At 68.8% G+C, this 19,536-nt stretch carries 17 protein-coding genes; 8 read left to right on the forward strand and 9 right to left on the reverse strand.

Annotated features, from left to right (window positions below; translation table 11 throughout):
* Positions 1 to 2: 2 nt before the first annotated feature.
* Together ABKA17_RS46785 and ABKA17_RS46790 are read right to left on the reverse strand one after the other, a co-directional pair.
* Positions 3 to 2,816: an FtsX-like permease family protein gene (locus tag ABKA17_RS46785; RefSeq protein ID WP_353698629.1), complete on the reverse strand. Its 2,814-nt coding sequence runs from the start codon at positions 2,814 to 2,816 to the stop codon at positions 3 to 5.
* 5 nt (positions 2,817 to 2,821) lie between these two features.
* Entirely contained in the window at positions 2,822 to 3,499 is a 678-nt protein-coding gene (locus ABKA17_RS46790; protein WP_353698581.1) for an ABC transporter ATP-binding protein, read from the reverse strand.
* An 84-nt stretch (positions 3,500 to 3,583) separates the two neighbouring features.
* Between ABKA17_RS46790 and ABKA17_RS46795 the strand changes: the two genes are divergently transcribed.
* Positions 3,584 to 4,165: a PadR family transcriptional regulator gene (locus ABKA17_RS46795; protein WP_353698582.1), complete on the forward strand. Its 582-nt coding sequence runs from the start codon at positions 3,584 to 3,586 to the stop codon at positions 4,163 to 4,165.
* Between the two features lie 157 nt (positions 4,166 to 4,322).
* Positions 4,323 to 4,817: a hypothetical protein gene (locus ABKA17_RS46800; protein ID WP_353698583.1), complete on the forward strand. Its 495-nt coding sequence runs from the start codon at positions 4,323 to 4,325 to the stop codon at positions 4,815 to 4,817.
* A 53-nt stretch (positions 4,818 to 4,870) separates the two neighbouring features.
* On the opposite strand, the gene ABKA17_RS46805 is transcribed toward ABKA17_RS46800, so the two are convergent.
* Complete coding sequence (locus tag ABKA17_RS46805) at positions 4,871 to 5,914, reverse strand: GDSL-type esterase/lipase family protein (RefSeq protein WP_502994555.1); 1,044 nt, start codon at positions 5,912 to 5,914, stop codon at positions 4,871 to 4,873.
* Between the two features lie 306 nt (positions 5,915 to 6,220).
* On the opposite strand from ABKA17_RS46805, the gene ABKA17_RS46810 reads away from it, so the two are divergent.
* The gene (locus tag ABKA17_RS46810) at positions 6,221 to 6,709 is read left to right on the forward strand and encodes an NUDIX hydrolase (RefSeq protein WP_353698631.1); all 489 of its coding nucleotides are present in this window, start codon (positions 6,221 to 6,223) and stop codon (positions 6,707 to 6,709) included.
* Between the two features lie 259 nt (positions 6,710 to 6,968).
* Here the strand turns inward: ABKA17_RS46810 and ABKA17_RS46815 are convergent, their stop codons facing one another.
* Complete coding sequence (locus ABKA17_RS46815; RefSeq protein WP_353698584.1) at positions 6,969 to 7,934, reverse strand: helix-turn-helix transcriptional regulator; 966 nt, start codon at positions 7,932 to 7,934, stop codon at positions 6,969 to 6,971.
* Between the two features lie 129 nt (positions 7,935 to 8,063).
* Between ABKA17_RS46815 and ABKA17_RS46820 the strand changes: the two genes are divergently transcribed.
* From ABKA17_RS46820 to ABKA17_RS46840, 5 genes are all read left to right on the forward strand, one after another.
* Positions 8,064 to 9,374, forward strand: coding sequence for an FAD-binding oxidoreductase (locus ABKA17_RS46820; RefSeq protein ID WP_353698585.1), 1,311 nt, complete (start codon positions 8,064 to 8,066; stop codon positions 9,372 to 9,374).
* Positions 9,375 to 9,603: 229 nt separating this feature from the next.
* On the forward strand, positions 9,604 to 10,359 hold the full coding sequence (locus tag ABKA17_RS46825; protein WP_353698586.1) for a hypothetical protein: 756 nt from the start codon (positions 9,604 to 9,606) through the stop codon (positions 10,357 to 10,359).
* Positions 10,356 to 10,517 (forward strand): hypothetical protein, encoded by a 162-nt coding sequence (locus tag ABKA17_RS46830; RefSeq protein ID WP_353698587.1) that lies wholly within the window; start codon positions 10,356 to 10,358, stop codon positions 10,515 to 10,517. The genes ABKA17_RS46825 and ABKA17_RS46830 overlap by 4 nt, the downstream gene beginning before the upstream one ends.
* Positions 10,518 to 10,622: 105 nt before the next feature.
* Positions 10,623 to 11,546 (forward strand): LLM class F420-dependent oxidoreductase, encoded by a 924-nt coding sequence (locus tag ABKA17_RS46835; RefSeq protein WP_353698588.1) that lies wholly within the window; start codon positions 10,623 to 10,625, stop codon positions 11,544 to 11,546.
* Between the two features lie 80 nt (positions 11,547 to 11,626).
* On the forward strand, positions 11,627 to 12,451 hold the full coding sequence (locus ABKA17_RS46840; protein WP_353698589.1) for a DUF1684 domain-containing protein: 825 nt from the start codon (positions 11,627 to 11,629) through the stop codon (positions 12,449 to 12,451).
* Between the two features lie 181 nt (positions 12,452 to 12,632).
* On the opposite strand, the gene ABKA17_RS46845 is transcribed toward ABKA17_RS46840, so the two are convergent.
* The 5 genes from ABKA17_RS46845 to ABKA17_RS46865 all read right to left on the reverse strand — a co-directional run bounded on the left by ABKA17_RS46845 (position 12,633) and on the right by ABKA17_RS46865 (position 19,515).
* Entirely contained in the window at positions 12,633 to 13,619 is a 987-nt protein-coding gene (locus ABKA17_RS46845; protein ID WP_353698590.1) for an electron transfer flavoprotein subunit alpha/FixB family protein, read from the reverse strand.
* A gap of 48 nt (positions 13,620 to 13,667) precedes the next feature.
* Positions 13,668 to 14,483 (reverse strand): electron transfer flavoprotein subunit beta/FixA family protein, encoded by an 816-nt coding sequence (locus tag ABKA17_RS46850; RefSeq protein ID WP_353698591.1) that lies wholly within the window; start codon positions 14,481 to 14,483, stop codon positions 13,668 to 13,670.
* Positions 14,484 to 14,613: 130 nt separating this feature from the next.
* Positions 14,614 to 16,587: an oxidoreductase gene (locus ABKA17_RS46855; protein WP_353698592.1), complete on the reverse strand. Its 1,974-nt coding sequence runs from the start codon at positions 16,585 to 16,587 to the stop codon at positions 14,614 to 14,616.
* A 56-nt stretch (positions 16,588 to 16,643) separates the two neighbouring features.
* Positions 16,644 to 18,296 carry an APC family permease gene (locus ABKA17_RS46860; protein WP_353698593.1) on the reverse strand — a complete coding sequence of 551 codons (1,653 nt, stop codon included), beginning with the start codon at positions 18,294 to 18,296 and terminating at the stop codon, positions 16,644 to 16,646.
* 295 nt (positions 18,297 to 18,591) lie between these two features.
* Entirely contained in the window at positions 18,592 to 19,515 is a 924-nt protein-coding gene (locus tag ABKA17_RS46865; protein WP_353698594.1) for a LysR family transcriptional regulator, read from the reverse strand.
* Positions 19,516 to 19,536 lie beyond the last annotated feature (21 nt).

The raw sequence follows: 19,536 nt of genomic DNA on the forward strand, positions 1-19,536 counted from the left end.
GTTCACTCGCTCGCCAGCAGTTGGGCCGGGGCGATACGGGACATGGCCCGGATCGGGATGGAGAGTACGCCGCAGACCAGGCCGACCCCGGCGAGGGCCGCCAGAAGTGCTGCACCGCTCATCGTCAACAGCCGTCCCTCCCAGAGCCCCTGACCGATCATCAGGACCGTGGCCAGTCCGGCGACGGCTCCGGTGATGCCGCCCAGCAGGGCAAGGCCGGCGCCCTCGTACAGAGCGAGGCGGCCGAGTTCGCGCCTGGACCAGCCGGTGGCGCTCAGTAAGGCGAGGTCGGCGGCGCGCTCTCGTTGGGAGAGGACCAGCACGTCCACGGCGCCGGCCGCGCCGAGCACCAGGGACAGGGCGACGCTGAGGTAGTCGGCGGTACGGGCCTGGGCGACGACGGCGTTGCCCAGCAGCGAGCCGGCCACTTCGCCGCGGAAGGCGAGGGTGAGGGAGAGCAGCACGGTGAACGCGGCGACGCCGAGGGCCAGGCCGGCCGCGCCGAGCACGGTCCGGCCGGGGGCGCGGAGCAGGTTGCGCAGCGCGAGGCCGGCCACCGACCTGACGGCGACTGCCCGGCGGGTGCCGGTGACCGGGGGTGTGACGGCGTCCAGCGGCTGCACTCGGGTCGCCCGCCAGGCGGGCAGCGCGCCCGCGGTCAGTGCGAGCAGCAGGGCGACCGGCAGTACGAGCGAGGCCTTGGCCGCCGAGGTGGGCAGGCCGAGCAGGGCGCCCAGGCCGTAGGCGAGGAGGGCGCCGAGCATGCCTGCGGCGAGTCCGATCACCGCGAGTTCGCCGAGGATGAGGCGGAGGATCTCCGGCGCGCTCCAGCCGACGCAGCGCAGGGTGCCGATCTCGGTGCGGCGTGAGCGTACGGAGGCCAGGGCGGCCTGGGCGAGGAAGAGTCCGCAGACCACCAGGACCAGTCCGAAGAGCACCGCGCTCTTGGTGTCCACGGCTCGCAGGATCCTCAGGGCGACGCCTTTGGCGACCCAGTACTCGGTGACCTTGACGCCTCCCGGCAGTGCCACGGTCTGCGGGGCGGGCGAGCTGCCGACGGTGACGTCCACCTGGAGCTTGGGGTAGGCGGTGCGGATCTGTCCGGCGACGGAGTTGACGCGGGCGCGGGAGGCGGGGTCGACACCGGTCACTCCGGCCACCCGGATGCGGATGGCGCTGACGGGTGCCTTCTCCTGCGCGGTGGGCTTTCTGCGGCTGTGGGTGATGACGGAGAGCGAGTCGAGCGTGGTGAGCAGGGTGGGCGGCGGGCTGAGGTAGCCGCCGAGGTTGCGGTCGGGGCGCAGCGGCTGGTTGCCGAGGGCGGCGCGGGAGGCCGCGTCGGCGCCGGTGACCTGCGGGGATCGGTAGGTCTCCAGGGGGACCTGGGAGAGGGCGGAGAAGCCGCGCAGTTTGTCGGTGTCGTAGCGGCCGACGATGTTCAGGATCGGTGTGGGGCCGCGCCCGGAGTCCTTGCCCACACAGGTCTTGAAGGCCATGCAGTCGGTGGCCGCGTGGGCGGTGATCTCACGGAACTGGGTGCCGGTGTTCTCCTCCGGGACGTTCGGTACGAGGTCGTCCTCTACGTTGGTCCGCCACAGGTCGCGCGGCTGGGCGGCGCGGGTCCGCGCGGTGAGACCGTCCTCGGTGGCGCGGTATTCGACGGGGCCGGTGGTCCAGTACAGGGGGACCTCGAAGTCGTCGCCGCTGGTGATGGTGCGGAAGCCGGCGTCGAGGTCGGCGCTCACCTCGCCTGCGGCGCTGCCGTGCAGGCCGTTGACGTAGTCGTGGGCCTGGGGGCTGGCCAGCTTGGCGGGCAGGGCGGCGGGGTCGTCGACGTCGAGCCGCTGGACGGTGGCCTTCAGGGCGCCGGCCGTGAGGGTTCGGCTGCTGAGGATGACGGGGATTTGGTAGTCGTGCTGCCGTTCGGACTCCACGGGGTTCAGGTCGAAGGCGTCGGGCCCCCAGAAGGGCTTGTCCTTGTCGGTGAGCATCCGGCCTGAGGTGACCGCGCCGCCCAGGCCGACCAACTGATCCTCGGCGGCCGGGTCGATCGCCGACAGGAGTACCGGGTAGGCGACCGGGATCTGCGCCGTGGCCTTGCCGTCGCCCGGTACGCAGGTCATCCGGGAGCGGGCATCGGGGGTGAAGGCCGTCTCGGGCACGGGGTTCCACACGAACAGCGGCTGGGGCAGCCGCTCACCGAGGATGTCGAAGGTGTCTCCCCTCTTGTCCTCGTTGTAGAACCAGCACACCGCGTACTTCTTGTCGCCGGCGATCTCGTGCTGGAGGCCGGGCCAGGTGTTGTCGGCCTCGTTCCACTTCTCGTACGTGACGATCGGTTTGCGGGTGAGGTAGATGTACTGGTCGGCCACCGGGTAGTTGCGCAGCCCTGCGTTCAGCGTCGGTGTGAGGCGCAGGAGTTGGGCGGGCGCGTCGCTGTCGCGGAAGGCGGATACGTCGACCGGGACCGTGCTCTGCACCATGAGGTAGCCGATGTTGGCGACCGGTGCGGCGGTCTCGATCCCGGCGAGGGACTTGATGTGGTCGTACTGGCCGAGGGTGATGCCGCCGAAGACGCCGGACAGGAAGTTGGCCTCGACCAGGCCTTGTTCCTGCTCGACGGCGTTGCCGGTGCCTGGCGGTCGGACCAGGATGTCGTAGGCGGAGCGGGAGCTGTCCTCGACGAGGCCGGTGGTGCGGGCCTGGCTGGTGGTGACCGTCGCGGTCAGCAGGGTGAAGCTGGTGGCGGCGACCAGGATGCCCGAGGCGAGCGCCAGGGCGCGTGAGCGGCGGCGCCACAGCTGGGACAGGATCATGGTGATCAAGGGCGCAGGCCTCCGAGCCGGTCGAACACGTCGTCATCGGGGGCGAGTTGCTCGTCAGCGACGATCCGGCCGTCGTGCAGCCGGACGATCCGGTCGCAGCTCACGGCGACCTCGGGGTCATGGGTGGTGAGCAGCAGCGTCATGCCGTAGCGCTCGCGCAGGGAAAGCAGGAGATCGATGATCTCCCGGCCGGTCGCGCTGTCGAGGTTGCCGGTCGGCTCGTCCGCGAGGAGCAGGCCCGGGCGGTTGATCAACGCCCTTGCCGTCGCGACGCGTTGTTGCTGGCCGCCGGAGAGTTCGGAGGGCAGGGCGTCGGCGCGGGAGGCGAGGCCGACGGCCTCCAGGAGTTCCATGGCGCGGGCCCGCCGGTCGAAGTCCACCTTGCGTGGCAGCACGGGCGCGAGGACGTTGTCCAGCACGGTGAGCGCGGGCAGCAGGTGGAAACGCTGGAAGACGAACCCGATCCGGCGACGGTGCCCATCGAGTTGACGGACCGTCAGTTCGGCGCCGTCGACCTCGATCGTCCCCTCGTCCGGCCGATCCATGCCGCCGACCAGGTGCAGCACGGTGGACTTCCCCGAACCCGACGGGCCGGTGACCGCGACCGCCTCACCGTCGCCGATCTCCAGATCGACGCCATCCAGGGCTAACAGCCCCGGATACCGGCGGGTCACGCCCCTCAACCTCACGCCCACTGACCGTCCTCCTACATTGCGACAATGCAGCGGTACATTGTCACAATCCAGGAGGTGTGTAAATTGCCGCTGCACCACGCCGTGCTCGCCCTGCTGACCGAGGGGAAGAGTCATGGGTACGAGCTCAAGGGCCGCTTCGAGGAGGCCATCGGCCCTCAGTGGGGCGGCCTCAACATCGGCCACCTGTACCAGATCCTCGACCGGCTGGTCCGCGACGGCTTCGTCACCCGGTCCCAGGTGGCCCAGCCGGACCGGCCCGACAAGACCCTCTACCAACTGACCCCGGCCGGGCAGCAGGAGGTGCGGGACTGGGCCACCAGTGCGTGGGTGCGCACGGGCGGATTCCGCGACGAGCTCTTCCTCAAGTTGTTCGGCGCCCGCGCGCTCGGCGCCGAAGCGCTGGAGGAGTTCGTCGCGGCGCAGCGCCAGACCTACCTCTCCGAACTCGCCGGGCTGACCCGGCTGCGCCGCACCCACACCGGCGACCCGCTGGTCTCCCTCCTCCTCGACGCGGCCATCGGCCACACCAAGGCCGACCTGGGGCTGGTCGAGGGCGCGGCCGAGCGGCTCGCGCCAACGGCCGGGCGGGGCGCGGCCGTGGCCGACGGCAACTCAGAAGAGGCCAGCCGCCGTCGCCCGGCCTGAAGGGGCCCACCAACCCGTTCTGTCTGCGTACTCATTGAAGTACGTTCGCGTGCACGCCTACAGGCCCTGATTGACGCGGTCGCCACCGCACCCGCCCTTTGGAGCATGGCGGTACCCCGAGCCGCCCCACTTGTCGCCGGCTCGGCAAGATGAGCGTATGACCAAGAGCGAAGCGGATCTGCTGGCGTTACTGCGCGACCTCGATGATCCCGAGTGGCTGGAATGGCCGCAGCACTACGACCGTGACGCGACCGCAGCCCGCTTCGGTGCTCTGCTGAGCCGTCTCGAAGGCGACTTCGCAGCTCGCTGCGCGGATGAGCAGGACACCCAGGACTCCAGCGAGTACGGACGCGTCGTCGTGCCGGCTGACGCGACCCGATGCGGAACCCGGATCGTCGTCAGCCTGAGCAAGTTCGGCTCACTGGCGCTGGTCTGCGCGGACAACCCGGGCGCCTTCCTCGGAACGGAAGACGCTCAGGCCGAGGGTGAGCTGGACGAAGCCGACCTTGCCAAGGTCAACCGGGCGTTGGTCGAACTCGGTTATGTAGTGGTTGCCGAGGAACTGCTGGAAAGCGACTACGACGGGCCGAGCCGACTGCCCTCCCATGTTCAGCGGCCCACCTGGTGGGCACGCTTCTTCGGCTTCTTCTGACGATCACGCCGACGAGGTCAGGCCCGCGCCTGCCAGGCAGCCTTCGATGACCTCTAAGACGCTGAACACGTGGCCGTCGCCGATGGCGTTCCCGCCGCCGACGTACTCGCGAGGAAGCCGAAGGTGGTGCTCTGCCCCCCTGGCACCGTGCCGTTCCATCCGGCGTTGCGTACCGTCGTCCCGGTCAGCGCGCCGTTCCAGACCTGGGTGAGCTGGGTGCCCGTCGGCAGTGCGAGGGCCACCGCCCAGGAAGAGATCGCCGTGGACGAGGTGTTGGTGACCGTCACCTCACCCTGGTAGCCGCCCTGCCACACCGACACCGCCCGGAAGGCCGCCGAGCAGCCGCCACTCCCGGGGTCCCCTGGATCCCCCGGGTCGCCCGGGGTGAGCAGGGCGGACAGTGCCGGGTACCACCGGGCCGCGATCTTGGCGTCGCCGGAGGCGTTGGGGTGGACGCCGTCGTTGGTGTCGGTGGCCGAGTCGAAGCCCGTCCACTGGTCGACGACGGTGACCGGCGACTGCGCGGTGGTGATGCCCTGCGCCCAGGCCGGGATGCGCTGGTTGAAGGCGACCGTACGAGCGGCGCACTCGGCACAGCTGCTCGGGTTGATCGGGATGAGCTGGGCGACCAGCACCTTCATCGCCGGGTTGCTGGCCCGCATCTGGCCGACCAGCTTGGTGTACGCGGCGAGAATGGTGTCCGGCGCGATGCTGCTCCAGACGTCGTTGGTGCCGAAGTGCATGACAACGATGTCCGGCTTGGTCGTCGCCAGCCATCCAGGCAGCAGGTTCTGGTCGGCGGTGGCGGTGGCCTGGAAGCCGCCGTGGCCTTCGTTGTCGGCGTCGTGCGTGAGGGCGCAGTGCTGGGCGTTCAGTGTGCCGACGAAGTCGATGTCGGTGTAACCGGCGTTCTGCAGCTGGTTCCACAGGAGGGAGCGCCAGCAGCCCGGTGAGCCGGTGATGGAGTCCCCGAGCGGCATGATCCGTACGGGGCTCGCGGCTGCGGCGGGCGGGGCGCCGGCCAGGCCGAGACCGGCGGTGAGGACGAACAGGGCGGCCACGAGCGTGGCGAAGAGCGGACGATGTCTGCTGCGCACGGGGGTCCTTCCCGAAGCGGACGGAGTGTGAGTGCGGCACGCGCCTATGGGAGCGCTCCCACATCTGCGTACTGTCCATCAAGCCACCGTTGTCGCTGACACGTCAATAACCCGGACTGCACACCTACCGACACCGAGGAGCTTCGAGCGACCAACCGCGAACCGATGTCCCGCCTCAACACGCAACGCCCCAGGGCACGCTGCGCACGACGCGATGTTGGCTCTGCCCACAGTTGCGTGACGGCCGACCCGGGCGCCCCTGCGGTCGGCAGTCGCGGAGCGTGCCTCTAACCTGACGAGGTGGTGATGCCGGAGGGAAGGCTGGTGCCGCGCCCAAGTGCGCGCGTGGTGTTGCTGGACGACGCCGATCGGCTGCTGCTGTTCTCCGCCAGGAACAAAGAGGACGGTTCCGTCCGCTGGTTCACCCCTGGAGGCGGACTTGCACCAGGCGAAAGCCATGAACAGGCAGCCCTGCGGGAGTTGCGGGAGGAGACCGGGCTGACGAATGTCTCGCTGGGTCCTGAGATATGGCGAGGACGTCCGTGGACTACGGTCCGGGACGGCATCGCCTACGAGGTTCGCCAGCGTTACTACATGGCCCGGGTACCTGCGTTCGAGGTCGACACGTCGGCATTCGAGGAGATCGAGAAGGCCGCGATCACAGGGCACCGCTGGTGGACCGCGGCCGAACTGGCCACGACCTCGGATGTGGTGCGGCCTACCGAACTGCCGGAACTGATGGCGTCCTTGCTGAAGGACGGCCCACCGGACTCGCCGATCACGGTGAACGGTTGAGCGTCGCCGACGGTGCGGGCCCGCCGCGCACCGGCTCCGGCAAGTGTGCTGTTTCGCGTCTCTTCCCTCTGCCGTTGAGCGCCCTACGGAGCGATGCCACGCCCGCCGCACTGCGCCCTTACGATGCCTCACTCGGTAGCCTGTCCCAACTAGACGCTCTCATAGCTACGTTGGCCCGATTGCGCTTGGCCGAGGCCGATATTCCGGCCTCTGGCCCGTAGCCGGCGGTGACGACGGATAACCGTCCTTGCCTTGCGGGTCAGGACGTTGGTGACGGCGCATAGTGGTGGGCCAGGTCCGTAGCGAGGGCGCAGAGGTGGGCCCTGGCTTCCGTGGGGCCGTGCACGGTGATGGTGCTTCCGAACGGCAGTAGTGCTCGCACGTCTTCCAGATGCGGGAAGCGGATCGTCACCTTGTGGCCGGTGGCGGATGCTTCATGGTCGAGCGGGACGAGTCGTTGGCCGAAGATCCGTTGCGCTCGCTCGATCTGGGTTCGGTGGATGGTGGCGCTGACCTCTATCGCATGGTCGTGTTCCCACTGATCGACGAGCGCTGCGGCGACTGTGGCCAGGGTCTGGTTCTCGCGGATCCGTCGTGGCTGGTCGACTTCTTTCCATGCCGTGATCCGTTCGAGTCGGTACATCCGCGGTACTTGGGCACGGTCGGCGACGAGATACCAGATGCCGGCCTTGGCGAACAGTCCGTAGGGATCCACGACCAGGTTGCGTGGGCCTGGCTCGCGTGGGCTGTCGTACTCGATCCGTAGTCGGCGGCCTCGCCGCACTGTGCCGATCAGTGAAGCCGGAGTCGTGCCGGAAGGCCGTGTCCGGAGCCAGGGGCGGCTGTCCACGTGTACGACGTCGGTGAGCGGCAGGAGTTCATGACCTCGACGTGACTGGGTAGCGGCGATCTTGGAGAGCGCGTGCCGGCTTTCGCCCGCTGCGTCGAGCTCCGCACGCTGCTTCTCGTCCAGCCCGGTGAGCGAGAGATGATCACGCTCGCCCGGCGTGAGCCGCGTGAGGTCGAGCCCGGACCCGGGCAGCAAGGTCACACCCCCGACGCGGCCCCGTTGTGCAGTCACCGGCAGACCGGCGTCGCGGAGCCAGTTCAGGTCCCGGTTGATGGTCCGCAGGGACACCCCGAGCGCCGAGGCAAGCTCCTGCGTGGTCACTGCATCCCTCGATTCGAGGAGCAGCATCAGGGAGAAGAAGCGGTCTGGCGTCACGCCCTGAGTTTTTCAGGAAATTGCGACACGATGCGGCGCATATCTCGGTGAGGCTGGTGGATGCGCCTCTGCGAGCTGCCTGTTCGCCGTTGGGCGCGCACGCACCCCCGATCCAGAAAGGTGTTCACGATGAGTGCCAACACGACCGATGCCGAATCGCCGGTGGCGTACCAGCCAGGGTCTGCCGAGTACGACGAGCACCGTGCCGGCTTCCAGTTGCGGGAGCAGCATCAGCCGGCCCGAGTGGTGGCGGCACGGGCCGCGTGCGATGTCGTGGCGGCCGTCCGGCACGCCGCGGAGTCATGGATGCCGATCGCGGTCCAGGCCACGGGACATGGACTCGCCGACCCGCTCGCCGGTGAAGGTCTGTTGGTGTCGACGCGAAGGATGGACGGTGTCGATGTCGACCCTGACGCCGGCACCGCATGGGTGGGCGCTGGAGCTCGGTGGCGCGACGTGATCGAGGCCGCCGCACGCTACGACCTGGCACCGCTGTCCGGGAGCATGCCGGGTGTCGGCGCCGTCTCCTACACACTCGGTGGCGGCATCGGGCTGATGGCACGTCGCTACGGTTTCGCCGCGGACCATGTCACGCGCTTGGAGCTGGTCACCGTCGACGGCTCCCTGCTGACGGTTTCGGAACACGAGGAGCCGGACCTGTTCTGGGCGCTCCGCGGCGGTGGCGGGAGCTTCGGCATCGTGACCGGGCTGGAGATGGCTTTGCTGCCGGTCGCCAGACTGGTCGGGGGCGGTCTGATGTTCGACCTGGGCGAGACGCCGGAGGTGGTCTCCACCTGGTTGCGCTGGACGGCTACCATGCCCCCGGAGATGACCTCGGCAATGACCACGCTTGAAGTTGCCGAGCGGCACATGGCCCATGTCCAGATCGCCTACCTGGGTTCAGCAGCGGAGGCAGACGAGTTGGTGGCCCCGTTGCGGGCGTTGAAACCCGCCTACGACGGCTTGCGGGAGATCCCGTACCGGCGATCCGACACCGTCTTCAGCGAACCAGATCAGCCGCATGCGTACGTCGCCGACAATGTCTTGTTGCGGGCGATCGATGAGGAACGCCTCCGCGACGCCATCGCCCTGTCGGCGCCGGGCCGGTCGGTTCACTGCATCATTTCGGTTCGTCATCTCGGTGGGGCGCTGTCCACTCCGCCGAGAGTGCCGAACGCGGTCAGCCACCGCGAGGCGAAGTACCTGCTGTGCGTGGTGTCCCCGACCACCGACGCGGCAAGTGCGCGGGCAATGCAGGATGACCTGTTGGCCGGCTGGTCCGGGACCGCCCTAGGCAGCTCGCCGAACTTCACTCTCGGACGACCCGACCGACGCGCCGCCGCAGAACTGTTCGACGCCGAGCGCCGTGACCGATTGCTGCGGCTGGCCCGTAAGTACGACCCCGCCGGGTTGTTGCGCCCCAGCTTCGTCATCGCCTGAGCACCTCCTACGAAAGGCTGACCGATGCGTCTGGTGCGTGCCCAGTTCGCCAAGCATCGAAGGTGGTTCGCTGGGGTGAGTGTCACAGGAGGGGTACGCAACCCGACACGAGCCCTGCGGCTCCAAGTAGCCCACATTCGCGTATGTGATGGGATGCCACCGGTGCTCGCAGCGGACACGCGGGTACGTCGCGACAGCCGCAGGACCGAAGGAAGAAGGAGAGGCGACCATGACGAGCGGGCACGAGACTCACGGGGCAGCCTTCGGCCCGCGATCGCTGCAGACACGCGCCCTGACCCGTGAGGCTCGCCAGGCGCGGCGGCTCCTGGCCGCCGGTCAGTGGCGTCCCGCCGCGGCGGACTCCGAAGCTGCAGCGGCCGTCCTGGAACGCCTCGCGGCCCCGCTCCCGGCCCGGCGGGCAGCGGCCGCTCGGACGCTCGCCACGGACCGGGACCGGCGACTCCAGCGCATCCTGCGCACAACTCTCCACCACCTCGACGCAGGCGCCGTCAGCCCGCCCGCGGCCGCCCTCCTGGCCGCCGTCGCCCGCGCCTTCCTGCCTTGGCACGCCACCCCGAACCCGCCGGGCGCAGCGGCGGCCCCGAGATACGGGACCCTGGCGGGAACGGCGGACGGCCCGGCCGGGCCACCGACAGAGGCGGGCGAGGCCCTGCTCCCTGATCTGATCGCACTGTTCGCCGTATTGGCCTCGACGAGACCGCCCGGCGCCGTCCCAATCCCGCTCACACCCCCGGTCGAGCCCTGGGAGATCCGCTATGCGGGCCGCTTCCGCCGCTACGGCAGACCCACATCCGGAGTGTGGACGGCCGAGACCGTCGCCTGCCCGGCGTGCGGGGGCAAGGACGGCCCGTGGACGGTGACCTGCGACTGGCACCTGATCTCGTTGGGCTGCCCGTGTGGAGTGGTGACCCGTGAGCACGGCCTCGCCGTCTCCGAAGTCTGGCTTCTTCTACCGGACGTGTGACCGGCATCGCGGCCGACCGGCCGCACGACCTGCACCTGCACGACCGCCTCGTCGTCGAACCGCTCGACGAAATCGACGGCTGCAACGTCACGCCGTACCTCTGCCTGCGCGCACCCCTCACCCACCGCGCCGGACCGGACCGGCGACAGGCGGGCTGAGGTCTCGGGTCGGTCCTTCCACTCATGACCGCGTACACATGACTGACAAGAAGCTGTCACACGCGGACCGGAATGCGGGTCCGACCGATGCCCGTTCTGAGTGACATGACTGTCGGTGTTGCGCTCAACGCTTCCGACGCGCCGAACCAGGTCGACGCGACCGTCCAACTGGCCCAGGAGGCCGCGGAGTTCGGTCTCACGTCGGCCTGGTTCGGGCAGACCTTCGGCGCGGACTCACCCCAGCTCGCGGCGATCGTCGGGCGGTCGGTCCCCGCACTACAGGTCGGCACCTCCGCGATCCCCGTCTTCGGCCGCCACCCTCTACTGGTCTCCAGCCAGGCCCAGACCGCCCAGGCCGCGACCCACGGCCGCTATCACCTCGGTCTGGCCCTGGGCACGAAACTGCTGACCGAGACGGGCTTCGGCCTGCCCTTCGAACGCCCCATCGCCCGGCTGCGCGAATTCCTCACCGTTCTACGGCAGTTGACCGAGATCGGCACGGCCGACTTCCATGGCGAGCTGCTCACCGCCACCACCCCGATCCCGGCGCGGGTGCCGGGTGCCGAGAGTGGTGTCCCGCTGCTCGTCGCCGCGATGGGGCCGCAGGCGCTGCGGGTCAGCGGCGAGCTGGCCGACGGGATCCTGCCCTATCTGGCGGGGCCGCGCGCCCTGGCGGAGCACATCGTGCCAGCCCTGACCGCCGCGGCCGAGGCCGCGGGCCGCCCGGCCCCCAGGGTCGTGGCCCTGGTGCCCGGCGTGGTCACGGACGACGTCGACGCTGTGCGGGCCAAGGCCACCAAAAACCTCGCGTTCTACGAACAGATCCCGTCCTACGCCCGGGTCATCGAACTCTCCGGCGGCCGACGGGCCGCCGACCTGGCCGTGATCGGCGACGAGAAGACAGTCGAGGCCGAGGTACGCCGCTACCGCGACGCCGGCGCCACCGAGGTCGTGTTCTCGGGCACCGAGATCGCCGGAGAAGCCGACCGCCGACGCACCTGGCGTCTCCTCGGCGAACTGGCCGGCTGAACACACGCGTCGGCTCGACAACCCCGTGCAACCCCTCCCCCAACACACCCCAACGCACCCCGGCACAAAGGAGATTCCCCATGAGCACCGAGGCCACCACCACGGACCTCCATGCCTTCACCGAGGCCTGGCTGGAGTGGTACCGCGCCCAGGAGGCCCGGCTCGCCGCCCCGCACGGGTTCCTGGCGATCACTGGCCTGCACTGGCTCGACGACCGACCCCAGCGCTTCCCGGACGCGCCCGGCGCGTGGCACACCGGCCCCGAGGGTGTCGTCGTAGACCTCGACGAGGGCGAGGAGCTGGTCGTCGACGGGACGCCGGTGCGTGGCAGGCACCGTTTCGGCGTGATTCCGGAGCGCGGCGGCGTCGACGCCGTCTGGAACGACGCCGTCATCGAGGTCGCCAAGCGCGGCGGTCAGGACATCGTGCGCCCCCGGCATCCGGACGCACCGCTGCGCACCGCCTTCACCGGAACACCCGCCTACGCCCCCGACCCGCGCTGGGCCGTGACGGGCCGCTACGTCCCCTTCGACACTCCGCGGCCGACCACCGTGGGCGCCGCCGTCGAGGGCCTTGAGCATGTGTACGAGGCGCCGGGCCGGATCGAGTTCGAGCTGGAAGGGCACCCGCTGTCGCTGACCGCGTTCCCCGGACATGGTGCGGGCCGGCTGACGGTGCTGTTCACCGACGCGACCTCCGGGGCCACCACCTACGCCGCCAACCGGTCCCTGGCCCTCGACCCACCCGGCGCCGACGGCACGGTCGTCCTGGACTTCAACCGCGCCGCGAACCTGCCGTGCGCCTACACGGACCTGGCCACCTGCCCGCTGCCCCCGGCCGAGAACCGGCTGCCGGTGGCGATCGAGGCCGGCCAGAAGATTCCCCTCGAGCGCGGCGGTTCCTGAGCCTCGGCTTCGCGCGGGCTCCGCGGGACCCCGGGTACGCGGTCGGCGAGTGGGGTGATGACGGCGCAGATACACCGGCCCGACCAGCGCACGCTGGTGCGGCGGGAGTTCGCACCGTCAGCCAGGGACCTGCGCCTGTCGATCGCCAGGATGCGTACCGGAACCGCATCCTGTGAATGGGTCAGCCTCTGCGTTGCTTGACCTCCTCGGTCACGGCGGGGAGGACGGTGTGGAGGTTGCCCACGACACCGAAGTCGACGAGTTCGAAGATCGGGGCCTCCTCGTCTTTGTTCACCGCGACGATGGTCTTCGAGGTCTGCATGCCGGCGCGGTGCTGGATGGCGCCGGAGATCCCGGCCGCGAAGTAGAGCTGGGGGGCGACGGTCTTTCCGGTCTGCCCGATCTGGTAGCTGTGCGGCTTCCAGCCCGAGTCGACCGCGGCTCGCGAGGCGCCGACGGCCGCGCCGAGGGCGTCGGCGAGGTCCTCGACCGGATCGAAGTCGCCGTCGGTGCCGCGGCCGCCGGAGACCACGATCGCGGCCTCGGTCAGTTCGGGGCGTCCGGTGGCGGCGCGAGGCTGGGAGCCCACGATCCGGGCACCCCGGGCGGCCTCGGACACGGTGACGGCCACTTCCTCGACCTGGCCGGCGCCTTCGACCTCCACCGGCACCGCGGAGTTGGGTTTGACGGTGATGATCGGGGTGCCCCGGGTGACCCTGGCCTTGACCGTGTAACTGCCGGCGAACACGGACTGGGTGGTCACCGGGCCGTCGTCGCCGGCCTCGATGTCGATGCCGTCGGTGATCAGCCCGGAGCCGATTGTGATCGCGAGCCGGCCCGCGACCTCCTTGCCCTCGGCGGATGAGGCGATCAGTACCGCGCCCACGCCACCGGACTGCGAGGTCTTCTCCACGAGCTGCTGGAGCGCCTCGGCCCTCGATGCCACCAGATAGCCCTTCAGATCCTCGTCGTCGACGACGTACAGCCTCTGCGCGCCGTATCTCTTGACGGCTTCGGCGACGTCCGCGCCCTTGGCCTTCGGACCGATGAACACCGCCGACGGCACGCCTATGCGCGCCGCAAGGGTGAGCATCTCGTACGTTGACTTCTTGATCTCCACGCCCTCAGGAACGTCGACGTGGTCGACGACCACCAGGATCTCGGACATTGAATCGCTCTCCGCAATCTATGGGTCGGATGACTCGGACGGACTTGCCTAGATGAACTTCTGGGTGGCGAGGAAGTCAGCCAGCGCTCTGGCGCCCGAGCCCCCTTCGTCCTTGACGATCTCGCCGGCCTCACGCGGCGGACGCGCGGTCGTCTCCTCGACCACGGTCCGCGCCGCGGACAGACCCACGTCGCCGGCGTCTACTCCGATGTCGGACAGCGCCAGGGTCTCCACCGGCTTCTTCTTGGCTGCCATGATCCCCTTGAACGAGGGGTATCGCGCCTCACCGGACTGGTCGGTCACGGACAGCACCAGCGGCATCTCCCCGACCACTACCTGGGTCGCGGCGTCGCCGTCGCGCTGGATCCGCACCTGGGCGCCTTGTGTCTCGATCTTCGAGGCCAAGGTGAGCTGAGGCAGCGACAGCCGCTGGGCGAGCATCGCCGGCACTACGCTCATCGCACCGTCGGTGGACGCCATGCCGCACATCACCAGGTCGTACGGGATGCCGACGCCGTCAGCGCCGCCGCCCCATTGCACTGCTTTTGCCAGTACCAGCGACGTGGCGATCGCGTCGGAGCCCGCGATCGCGTCGTCCTGGACGTGCACGCCGTTGTCGGCGCCCATCTGCAGCGCCTTGCGGACCGCATCGACGGCGTCCTCGGGGCCCACGCACAGCACGGTCACCTCGACGTCGTCGGGGCTCCCGGCCTTCTCCTTGAGCTGGAGCGCCTGCTCCACGGCGTACTCGTCGAGCTCGGACAGGAGTCCGTCCACTCCCACGCGGTCGACGGTCCTGTCGTGCTGGAAGTGCCGGTTCCCGGTGGCGTCGGGCACGTACTTCACACAGACAGCGATCTTCATGGGTCCTGCTTCCTGATGTTCGTGGTCTTCGCATCGCGCGCGTGGCCACGGTGCGAGGGGCGATGTGACGCGCAATCACCTGGGTTCCGGCGGCTGCGTGCCTCGGAGCTGGATTCCTGCCCTGCATCGGTCAGATCTCGCGACCGGCCTGGTGCCCCTGGACGATGGCGATCTCGATATCGCGCGGCTGGTAGCAGTCACCGATCGCTTGGACGTGCGGGTGCTGCTTCGCCAGTTGGCGGTAGAGCGAGTCGTCGGCGATGCCGCCGGCGGCCACGACGACGGTGTCGATGCCTTCGATGCTGTCGGGCTCCCAGGTGACGACGTTGAACGTGGTGATCGAGTCTTCTTCGATCTCGTGGATCGAGGTGTGGGTCTGCAGCTCGACTCGTGGGCTGTTCATGAGCACTTCGAGCAGGTGGTGTCGCGCCGGGGACGGCATTTCGGGGGCCACGGTCTCCATCCCGGTCACGAACCTGACGTTGTGTCGCTTGGCGGCGAGGTGGTCGGCTGTGGTGGCCCCTTCTGCCCGGCCGCCGACGTCGAACACGAGCACGTTCCTGCCGGCCACGGTGTGGTCGGCGAGGACTTCTCGCGCGGTGTGCACATGCGGGAGGTCCGCACCGGTCACCTCCGGAACGAAGGGGGTGGACCCGGTGGCGACGAGGATGACGTCGGGAGACTCGGCCAGGACGGTCTTCGCGTCGGCCTCCACGCCGAGTCGAACGTCCACCCCGAGCTTCGGCAGCTGGCGTTCGAACCAGAGGATGACCTCCTCGAAGTTGCCGCGTTTCGGTGTCGTCATGACGAGGTTGACCTGGCCGCCCATGCGCTGGTCGCGTTCGAAGAGGACCACGTGGTGTCCCCGCATGGCGGCTGTGCGGGCGGCCTCCATGCCCGCCGGCCCGGCGCCGACGATGACGACCCGCTTCGGTTCGTCGACCGGCTCCAGCTCTCCCCACGCCTGCTCCCGGCCGGTGACGGGGTTGTAGATGCATCCGACGCCAAGGCCCTTGTCGACATGGCCGACGCAGGACTGGGTGCAGGCGATGCAGGTGCGGATGTCGTCGGTGCGGCCTTCCCGCGCCTTGTTCGGGAAGTGGGGGTCGGCGATGAGGGTCTTCGCCATTCCGACGATGTCGAGCTTTCCCTCGGCGATGCTCTGCTCCGCGAAGGCCGGTGAGTCCTGACGACCCGCTCCGATGATCGGGAGTTCGATGCCGGCGTCCTTCATGGCCTCGGACAGGTGGATGAAGGCCCCGGTCTCGAAGTAGTGGCTGGGCCAGTGTGCGCGGCCGCTTCGGGGGATGGAGGTGATGGCCTGCCAGATGCTGATGTAGTCGACGAGTTGTTCTGCTTCGAGGATCTTCGCCAGCTCGACGTGCTCGGGCAGACTCATGCTGTAGTCCACACCGTCGTCGTAGAGCCGGACGCCGAGAATGCGGTCCTTGCCGATGCCTTGACGCGTCACCTCGAGCACTTCGTTGAGGAACGTCATCCGTTCACGCAGGTCAGTGCCGCCGTACTTGTCGTCGCGGCGGTTGCCGTGCGGATGCAGGAAGTTCGCGAACAGGTAGTCCATGCCGATGGCGAGCTCGATCCCGTCGAAGTCGCAGCGCCGCATGCGGTGCGCGGCGGCGCCGAACGACTCGACGATCCCTTCCACTTCGCCGGTCGACAGCTCGTGGGGCATGAACAGCGGCACCGAATAGTCGGGGGTAGGAACCGGCGACGGGGCGACGATGTCGCGGCGCAGGAATCCAGCGTGGTCCATGAGCCGGCGTCCGCGGTGACCGAGCTGCGCGATGAGGGGGACGTCGAACTCGTGGCACCCCTGTGCCATCTTGCTGAACGCGTCCATGGTCGCGTCGCTGTAGGTGGCCAGCGAGAGTGACGCGTCGCCGTCATAGACGGGAACCGTGTGCCCGGTGACGATGGCGCCGGCGCCGCCCTTGGCTCGTTCGCGGACGTAGTAGGCGTACGCGTCGGTCGGGGTGCCGTCCCCCAGTTGGAAGTGTGCGGCGTGACCGGTGTTCATGATCCGGTTTTTCAGGGTGTATGGACCTACCTGAATCGGGTTGAAGAGGTTCGGGAAGTCCGTCATGTCAGAGTCCTGGGTCTTGTGCGCGGGGAGGAGTGGCGGGTGTGCTGCTGGACCGGCTATCCAAGGTTGGCCGCTCCCATCTCGCGGGACTCGAGGTTGAGTTCGCCGTCGCTCGGGGCGTACCGCTGCGCCGTCTCGGCCGGCAGTCGCGTCGCGATCGCCAGGTAGTAGACGGCGAGGCTGAAAGCGACCATGACTGCGGTGTCCCAGTAGGGGAACGACAGGTAGCCCAGGCCGCTGGGGTGGGAGGCTTGGCCGAAGGTGCCCATGTAGCTGATGGCGGCTGTCCCCAGGATCCAGACCCACACCCACCAGGAAGAGCGGAAGTCGAGGTCGGGTCGGTCCTCGGTTTGCTGGAAGGCGCGGTTGATGAAGAACACCGCGTAGCCGATGCCGATGGCGACGAAGACCTTCCAGTCCGTTTCCCAACCGGTCCAGTACACGAGCAGGTTGGCCGCGGCGAAGCCCAGAGGCGCCCAGAGACCAGCCGGTCTGAGTCTGAAGGGGCGGACCGCGTCGGGGAACGAGCGCCGGAGCGACCCGAGCGCGATGGGAACGCCTGCCCACAGCATGGCCGTCGCGGACGTGAGGAATCCGAGGAGGGACTGCCAGCTCGGGAACGGCAGCAGGCACAGCAGACCGACCACGAAGCTGATGGTCACGCCGATGACGGGGACGCCGCGCTTGTCGACGCGAGTGACGACTTCGGGGATGTAGCCGTTCCGGCCCATGCCGTAGGTGACTCGCGCGGTCGAGGTGACGTAGGCGATTCCGTTGCCGGACGGGGAGACGACGGAGTCGATGTAGACGATCGCGGCGATGAGGCCCAGGCCGAGGGACGTGGCCAAGGCCGCGAACGGACCAGTGGTGACGTCGACGCTGGTTCCTTCCCAGCCGTGCGCCAGTTTCGCGGGCGAGAGCGCGCCGATGTACGCGATCTGAAGTCCGATGTAGAGGATCGAGCAGACCACCAGGGATCCGAGGAGCGCGAACGGGATGTTCCGGCCAGGGTTCTTGGTCTCGGCGCCGAGCTGAACGGCCTGCTCGAAGCCGGTGTAGGCGAAGACGATGCCGCCGATGGCAACGGCGGCCAGCACGCCATGGAAGCCGTACGGCGCGAAGCCGTGGGAGTGGAAGTTCGACGGCTGGAAGCGGGCGAACAGGATGGCCACGATGACCAGCGCGATGGTGCCGATCTTCCACCAGGTGATCGCGTTGTGAACTCGGCCCAGGGCCTTGATCGCGAACAGGTTGACCACGACGAAGAACGCCAACAGTGAGATGGCGACTACATAGCCGAGCGAGGTCAGGGTTCCGTCGACGTCGAACAGGTTCAGGTGCGTGTAACCCTCGGCGTAGCTGAGGACTCCCTGAACCTCGATGGGGGCGGTCGCCGCTCCGTAGATCCAGGCCATCCAGCCGATACCGAATCCGGCGAGGGTCCCGTGGGAGTAGTGCACGAACCGGGCCGAGCCTCCGGCCACGGAGAACATCGCGCCCAGCTCGGCGTGGTTGAAGGCGATGAGTATGAGAATCGCGATCGCGACGAACCAAGCGAGCAGCGCCGCTGGGCCGGCAATGGCGGCGGCGTTCATCGCACTGAACAGCCACCCCGTTCCGATGATCGAGTTGATCGTGATCTGAAGGATGTTCATGCGGGACAGTTGGCGCTTGAGGCCATGGTCGGCTACGTCGGTACTCGCACTCACGCTGTCTCCTGGTCGCTCGTGGTGAGGTGGGGCTGAGGTGGCTCGCGATCCCGGTACGCCGACGTGACGGACAGCGGTCGCGCACCGTGGGCACAGGACGGCCGATGCGGTTCTTCACGCGCTTTGCGGACATCGAGTCCCCGGCCGTCAATCAGCGTGGGGCCAAGTGACGCACGTCCCGCTCTCCAGGTAAAGCGGGGAAAGATGGATGGAACCGTTAAGAAATGCTTCTCATTCCGCCGGGCGGAACTGAAAGAGCCCCGCCAGGTCTTCCTGGCGGGGCTGTCGTGATCATCTAACGGTTGGTGATGGTGGGCTTGCTGCGCTGGTAGGCCTGTCGGAGTGCGCCGCGCACGGCGACGAGCGCGGGGTTGCGGTGAGAGCCGGCCCGGCAGGTCGTGACAATTTGCCGTACGTGCGAGGCCGCCATCTGGCGCAGGTGGAACCGCGGTTCGCGGTCGAACCATGTCAGGTCCGGCAGGAACGCCACCGCGTGGCCGCTCGCGACCAGTTGCGTCTGCACCAGTACGTCAGGGGTTTCGTGAGCCACTCTCGGCTCGAAGCCGGCTTGGCGGCAGGCGGCCATGGCCCAGTCCCGTCCCGGGCTGCCCTCTGGTTCGAGAACCCAGGGACTGCCGGCAAGGTCGATGAGAGCCACCTCGCTCGGTTCGCGTCCTTCGGGCGGCCGCAAGAACGCGACGCGGATGGGATCTTCGGCAACCACATCGAAGTTCATCTCGCTCGAGCGGCTGGTCGGATAGTCGACGTAGTTCTCGCCGCAGACCAGATCGAACTCGCGCGCCAGGAGACCGGGCAGGGCGACCTCGGGCTCGGCCTGGGTGAGCTGAACCTGCAGTCCGGGGTAGTCCCCCGCCAGGGAGGTCAGCATCGCGGGCACGAGTGCGAGCGCGGCGGTCTGGACCGTGGCGAGTCTGATCGTGCCCACGACCGTGTCCAGCGAAGCGAGGATGTCCGTTTCGGCACGCTCCAGCTGCTCCAGCACGGTGGCTGTGTGAGCGACGAGGATGTGCGCCTGCTCGGTGAGTCTGATGCGCCGGCCGTCCGGCTCGAAAAGCTTCGTCCCGATCTCCTCCTCGAGCACGGCGAGTTGCTGGGAGACCGCTGACGGGCTGTAGGCCAGCGCGGCGGCGACCGAGGTGACGGTGCCGCGTTGCGCCAGCTCTCGAAGCAACCGCATGCGGTGGAGATCGAACTTCACGCCCGGAATTTACCATGAAGA

The organism is Streptomyces sp. RG80 (genome assembly GCF_040446465.1).
In the GTDB taxonomy this organism is placed as follows: Bacteria; Actinomycetota; Actinomycetes; order Streptomycetales; family Streptomycetaceae; genus Streptomyces.

What these genes read in the sequence shown, in the direction of transcription:
- ABKA17_RS46845 (WP_353698590.1), bottom strand. Translation starts at nt 13,619, where the DNA reads ATGTCCGAGATCCTGGTGGTCGTCGACCACGTCGACGTTCCTGAGGGC.
- ABKA17_RS46855 (WP_353698592.1), bottom strand. Translation starts at nt 16,587, where the DNA reads ATGACGGACTTCCCGAACCTCTTCAACCCGATTCAGGTAGGTCCATAC.
- ABKA17_RS46835 (WP_353698588.1), top strand. Translation starts at nt 10,623, where the DNA reads ATGACTGTCGGTGTTGCGCTCAACGCTTCCGACGCGCCGAACCAGGTC.
- ABKA17_RS46785 (WP_353698629.1), bottom strand. Translation starts at nt 2,816, where the DNA reads ATGATCCTGTCCCAGCTGTGGCGCCGCCGCTCACGCGCCCTGGCGCTC.
- ABKA17_RS46820 (WP_353698585.1), top strand. Translation starts at nt 8,064, where the DNA reads ATGAGTGCCAACACGACCGATGCCGAATCGCCGGTGGCGTACCAGCCA.
- ABKA17_RS46810 (WP_353698631.1), top strand. Translation starts at nt 6,221, where the DNA reads ATGCCGGAGGGAAGGCTGGTGCCGCGCCCAAGTGCGCGCGTGGTGTTG.
- ABKA17_RS46840 (WP_353698589.1), top strand. Translation starts at nt 11,627, where the DNA reads ATGAGCACCGAGGCCACCACCACGGACCTCCATGCCTTCACCGAGGCC.
- ABKA17_RS46800 (WP_353698583.1), top strand. Translation starts at nt 4,323, where the DNA reads ATGACCAAGAGCGAAGCGGATCTGCTGGCGTTACTGCGCGACCTCGAT.
- ABKA17_RS46850 (WP_353698591.1), bottom strand. Translation starts at nt 14,483, where the DNA reads ATGAAGATCGCTGTCTGTGTGAAGTACGTGCCCGACGCCACCGGGAAC.
- ABKA17_RS46825 (WP_353698586.1), top strand. Translation starts at nt 9,604, where the DNA reads ATGACGAGCGGGCACGAGACTCACGGGGCAGCCTTCGGCCCGCGATCG.